The following is a 5,416-nucleotide window of genomic DNA, read 5'->3' as shown; positions in this document are numbered from 1 at the left end:
GTACTTGGCGCGCAGCGCGCCGCGATGAACGATGACCAGCTTGTCCATGTGAAGTCCCTCCCCGCCCGGGACGGTGCCCGGAAAGCCGGATCGTAGGCAGCGGCGGCGCGTGCGGCAATCCACAAGCTGGGGAGGCCTACGCCGGACTGTCATCAAGCCTGCATGCGACCTTCGCAACATCCGGCCCGCCATGCAAACTTCTGTTACTCCTCCCCGCAAGACCGAGCTGGCGCGCCAGATGCTGGCGCCGGGCCAGCGCCAGTTGCCGCCCGCATTGCGAGCGCTGCTCATCACCGTCGACGGCAAGCGCGACGCGCAGGAGTTGCAGCGCCTGGCCCGCGGGCTGGGCCTGGGCGATGACGGCCTGTCGCGGCTGGTCGACCAGGGCCTGGTGGAGCTGCCGCGGGCCCTCAAGCCCGCGGTGGCCGCCGCGGCACCGGCACCGGCGCCGGCGTCCGCGATCCAGGCCGTGGACGCGGACGAGGTCGCCGAAGCGGCCGCCCTGGCGCGCGAGGCGCAGGCGCGTGCCAAGCGCCTGGTCGCCACCAAGTTCTTCGCGCTGGACCTGGTCACGCGGATGCTGGCCGGCCGCGAGGGCGAGCTCCGCGAGCTGGTCCGCCAGGTCGACACCGAAAGCCGCTTCCAGGAGTGGGTCCACCAGTGCTGCGAGCGCATCGAGGCGCATGCGGACGCCGAGCGCGCGGCGAAGTTCCGCGACAGCGTCGGCCAGACCCTCGCCGCCAGTTGAGCGGCCCGGACTAGCGGCCCGGCCGAGCGGGCCGCCCACTAGGAGGTCAGCACGGCGACGTACAGCTGCGCGACCTTCGGGTACCGGCACAGGACGCGGCTGGCGGCCTCGAGGGTGACGCCGGTGTCGATGTGGTCATCGATGAGCAGCGCGTTCCATCGTCCCGGGTTGCGGATCTCGTCGTGCAGCGAGAAGGTGGCGACGAGCCACCCGAGCGTCTCTTCACGGGTGGCGCAAGCGCGCGCCGCGCTGGCCTGCGGCGCCTTGAGCAGCAGGCGCTCGAACACCGGCACGCGCAGCTGCTGCCCCAGCGCGCGCGCCACCAGGGCCACGGGCTGCCAGGGCCGGGCGCGCGACGGCGGCATCGGCACGATGAAGCCGATCGGCCCGAGGCGCGGCAGCACGCGGAGGCGCAGCGCGCGGGCGAGCGGCTCGGCCTTCGAAAGGTCGCCGCGGTGCTTGAGCTGGAACAGCGCCTCGCCGACCTCGGTGCGGGTGGTCGTGATGCGCGGCCGCCCGGCCGGGTCCTCGCCGAGGTAGGCGCTGGCGAGCAGCGTCCGGTCCAGCACATAACCCTCGGTCCAGGGACCTTCGATCGGTCGCAGGGAGACATCCATCCGGCTGCCTTCAGGAGGTGGAAAGCCGGGTGGGTTGGTCCACCGCACGGGTGGTTCGACACCGCCCGGGGAGGGATGTCGCCGCTCAGGCTTGCGGACGCCGGGAGGCGACGCCTATGCTGGATGTTTCCTCGATCAGGGAGTCGCCATGAAGCCCACGCCCGCCGGTTGGCCGCGTCTGTCCAGCGCCGTGTTCTACGAGAGCGCCGCCAAGGCCATCCCCTGGCTGTGCGAGGCCTTCGGCTTCGAGCTGCAGCTGCGCATCGACGGCGACGACGGCTCGGTCGTCCACAGCCAGTTGATCTTCGGCGAGGCGCTGATCATGGTCGCCGAGGGCGGCGAAGGGCAGCGCTCGCAGCGCTTCGGCATCCCGCGGCGCAGCCCGAAGGGCGTCGGCGGCGCCAACACGCAGAGCCTGATGCTCTACGTCGACGATGCGCAGGCGCACTGCGAGCGCGCCCGCCGCGCGGGCGCCACCATCGTCCACGAGCCCAAGGTCGAGGATTACGGGCCCGAGTACTGGGCCGACAAGAACTACGGCGTGCTCGACCTCGACGGCCACCTGTGGTGGTTCGTGGAGCGCGTGCGGGGCTGACGGCCTCGGCCGGTCGATCCGGCGCGGAGGTAAAGAAGTTCGAACTCACCGCGCTTCGACGTCGCGCGCATGCTTTGGTCACGCCTCTCTGATGCATCCTTCACGAGGGCCAGAGGCCGTCTGAACCATTCCCCCTCCGGTGGGTTTGGTGGTCGATGGCCGCCAACGTACGCTTCCCGGCACGACATCCATCCCCGGGGCGGACCGCCCCTTTCCCACTCATGCGCAACGACAACTCCCGCTTCCGGACGCTCCTGTGGCTCATCGGCGCGGTCAGCCAGGCCCTGGTCGGGCTGGCGCTGCTCGGCATCGTGCCGGGCGCCAATCACACCGACGGCTGGTTTGCCCGCTTCGCCGGCCCGGTACTGCTGGCATCCGCCGTCTTTCAACTGGTGGCGCTGGCGCGCGGCCGCGGCAGCAGGCGCGACGCCGGTTGAGGCGATTCAGGAGCGCGAGCCGCCTCCCGCGACGGCGGCCAATGGGCTCGGCGAGGCGGGGTCGCCTCGCGGCGATCAGCCCTTGCGCTTGGCCAGCACCGCCTTGCCCACGCGCGACACCGGCGGGCGACCCAGCACGCCGGAGATGAAGGCGCCCGCATCGACCAGCTTGTCCAGGTCGATGCCGGTCTCGATGCCCAGGCCGTTCAGCAGGAACACCACGTCCTCGGTCGCGACGTTGCCGGTCGCGCCCTTCGCATACGGGCAGCCGCCCAGACCGGCCACGCTGGCGTCGAAGGTGTGGATGCCGAGCTCCAGGCAGGCATAGATATTGGTCAGCGCCTGGCCGTAGGTGTCGTGGAAATGACCGCTGACCTCGACCAGCGGGTAATGCTTCAGCGCCCGCGCCATCGCCGCCTGCACCTTGCGCGGCGTGCCCACGCCGATCGTGTCGGCGACGCCAAGGTGGTCGACGCCGATGTCCTTCATCAGCTTCACGACGCGCTCGACCTCGTCGGCCGAGACCTCGCCCTGGTAGGGGCAGCCGACCGCGCACGACAGCGCGCCGCGCACCTTGATGCCGGCCTCGTGGGCCGCGGCCACGACCGGGGCGAAGCGCTCGATGCTCTCGGCGATCGAGCAGTTGATGTTCTTCTGCGAGAAGGCCTCGGACGCGGCGGCGAAGACCACGATCTCGTCGGGCCGGGTCGGCAGCGCGCCCTCCAGGCCCTTCATGTTGGGGACCAGCACGCTGTGGCGCACGCCGGGGCGGCGCTCGATGGCCGCCATCACGGCGGTGTTGTCGGCCATCTGCGGCACCCACTTCGGCGAGACGAAGCTGGTGACCTCGATCTCCTTCAGGCCGGCGTCCTGCAGCAACGACACCAGCCGGGCCTTGTCGGCGGTGGCGACGGTGTCCTTCTCGTTCTGCAGGCCGTCGCGCGGGCCGACGTCGACCAGGGTGACTCGTGCAGGCAATGTGGTCATGGCGTGATCCTTGGGCTTCTGACGTATCGCGTGCGAGGTCTTCAGGCTGCTTGCAGCCGCAGCAGTTCGGCGCCGTCGCCGACCTGGTCTCCGACCGCGAACAGCAACTCCGCGACGACGCCGTCGCGCGGCGCGGTGATCGTGTGTTCCATCTTCATCGCCTCCATCACCGCCAGCGGCTGGCCCTTGGCGACCGTGTCCCCCGCCTGTGCCAGGAAGGCGACCAGTTTGCCGGGCATCGGCGCGGTCAGCCGGCCACCTTCCGATCCCCCCTCGCCCGCATGGGCGATGACGTCGACCTCGGTCACCAGCGCCGAGCCGTGCGCGCCGAACACCGCCACCTGCTCGCCGACCTTGTAGGTCGACACCGCGACGCGTCGCTCGTTCAGATGCAGCTCATGCCGCTCCGGCGAGGCGGAGCGCACCGTCAGCGCGATCGCCTCCCCGGCCGCGCCGCCCGGCAGCGTCAACGACAGCCCGCCGTGATGGTGCCGCGACAGCAGCACCTGGTGATGCACGCCATCGACGTCGAGCTCGAAGCGCCGCTGCGCCGCGCCGAACAGGCGCCAGCCATCGCGGCGGCTCCACGGGTCGGCGGACTCGGTGGCCGACTCCTCGGCCAGCGTGTGGGCGACGACCGCGGCGGCGGCCTCGGCCAGCGGCAGCCCGGGCTGGCCGAACAGCGCGTCCTTCTCGCGCTCGATCAGCGCGGTGTCCAGGTCGGCATGCGCGAAGGACGCCGTCGCCGCGCAGCGCCGCAGGAAGGCGACGTTGGTGTGCAGGCCCACGATGTGCGTGTCCCGCAGCGACGCGTCCAGCAGCGCCAGCGCCTGCTCGCGCGTCTCGCCCCAGACGATCAGCTTGGCGATCATCGAATCGTAGAACGGGCTGATCGCGTCGCCTTCGCCCACGCCCGAATCGATGCGTACCGCCGCGCGGCGGAAGGCCTCGTGCGCCGGCCAGCGCGCCACCGACAGCGTGCCGGTCGCCGGCAGGAAACCGCCTTCGGGGTTCTCGGCGCAGATGCGGGCCTCGATCGCGTGGCCGTGCATGCGCAGCTCGTGCTGCTTGAGCGGCAGCGGCTCGCCGGCCGCGACGCGCAGCTGCCACTCCACCAGGTCCTGCCCGGTGATGGCCTCCGTCACCGGATGCTCGACCTGCAGCCGGGTGTTCATCTCCATGAAGTAGAACCGGCCGTCCTGCTCGGCGATGAACTCGACCGTGCCCGCGCCCTGATACCCGACCGCCTTCGCGGCCGCGACCGCGGCGGCGCCCATCTCGGCGCGGCGTTCGGCCGTCATGCCGGGCGCCGGCGCCTCCTCCAGCACCTTCTGATGGCGGCGCTGCACCGAGCAGTCGCGCTCGAACAGGTAGACGCACTCGCCGTGGCTGTCGCCGAAGACCTGGATCTCGATGTGACGCGGCCGCTGGACATAGCGCTCGATCAGCACCGCGTCGTCGCCGAAGCTGTTGATCGCCTCGCGCTTGCAGGACGCGAGCGCGGCCTCGAAGTCCTCGTCCGCATGCACCGCCCGCATGCCCTTGCCGCCACCGCCGGCGCTGGCCTTGATCAGTACCGGGTAGCCGATGCGCTGCGCCTCGCGGCGCAGCAGCGCCGGGTCCTGGTCCGCGCCGTGATAGCCCGGCACCAGCGGCACGCCGGCCTGCTCCATCAGGCGCTTCGATTCAGCCTTCAGGCCCATCGCCTGGATCGCCGCCGGCGGCGGGCCGATGAACACCAGGCCCGCGTCCGCGCAGGCCTGCGCGAACTCCTCGTTCTCGCTCAGGAAGCCGTAGCCCGGATGGACGGCCTCGGCGCCGGTGGCCTTGGCCGCATCGAGGATGCGCTGCCACTGCAGGTAGCTGTCGCGCGGCGCGGGACCGCCGATGCGCACCGCCTCGTCGCAGGCATCGACGTGGCGCGCACGCGCGTCCGCGTCGGAATAGACGGCGACCGTCTTCACGCCCAGTCGGCGCGCGGTGGCCGCGACGCGGCAGGCGATTTCGCCACGGTTGGCGATCAGGATCTTCT

The 5,416-nt window shown here is 71.4% G+C and carries 6 protein-coding genes; 3 read left to right on the top strand and 3 right to left on the bottom strand.

What is annotated here, in order from left to right; genetic code table 11:
• Positions 1-190 precede the first annotated feature (190 nt).
• Positions 191-748, top strand: coding sequence for a hypothetical protein (locus tag FUT87_RS14930; RefSeq protein ID WP_147241522.1), 558 nt, complete (start codon positions 191-193; stop codon positions 746-748).
• 38 nt (positions 749-786) lie between these two features.
• Here FUT87_RS14930 and FUT87_RS14925 read toward each other — a convergent pair whose 3' ends face one another.
• Positions 787-1,365: a ComF family protein gene (locus tag FUT87_RS14925; RefSeq protein WP_147241521.1), complete on the bottom strand. Its 579-nt coding sequence runs from the start codon at positions 1,363-1,365 to the stop codon at positions 787-789.
• Positions 1,366-1,513: 148 nt separating this feature from the next.
• On the opposite strand from FUT87_RS14925, the gene FUT87_RS14920 reads away from it, so the two are divergent.
• Together FUT87_RS14920 and FUT87_RS14915 are read left to right on the top strand one after the other, a co-directional pair.
• On the top strand, positions 1,514-1,960 hold the full coding sequence (locus tag FUT87_RS14920; RefSeq protein ID WP_147241520.1) for a VOC family protein: 447 nt from the start codon (positions 1,514-1,516) through the stop codon (positions 1,958-1,960).
• A 221-nt stretch (positions 1,961-2,181) separates the two neighbouring features.
• Complete coding sequence (locus FUT87_RS14915) at positions 2,182-2,397, top strand: hypothetical protein (RefSeq protein WP_091720037.1); 216 nt, start codon at positions 2,182-2,184, stop codon at positions 2,395-2,397.
• Between the two features lie 75 nt (positions 2,398-2,472).
• On the opposite strand, the gene FUT87_RS14910 is transcribed toward FUT87_RS14915, so the two are convergent.
• Both FUT87_RS14910 and FUT87_RS14905 read right to left on the bottom strand, forming a co-directional pair.
• The gene (locus FUT87_RS14910) at positions 2,473-3,384 is read right to left on the bottom strand and encodes a hydroxymethylglutaryl-CoA lyase (protein WP_147241519.1); all 912 of its coding nucleotides are present in this window, start codon (positions 3,382-3,384) and stop codon (positions 2,473-2,475) included.
• A gap of 41 nt (positions 3,385-3,425) precedes the next feature.
• The coding region (locus tag FUT87_RS14905) for an acetyl/propionyl/methylcrotonyl-CoA carboxylase subunit alpha (protein WP_147241518.1) at positions 3,426-5,416 on the bottom strand (1,991 nt) is incomplete at its 5' end.

It is taken from the genome of Mitsuaria sp. TWR114, assembly GCF_007997345.1.
This window is presented reverse-complemented; position numbering and strand designations above follow the sequence as displayed.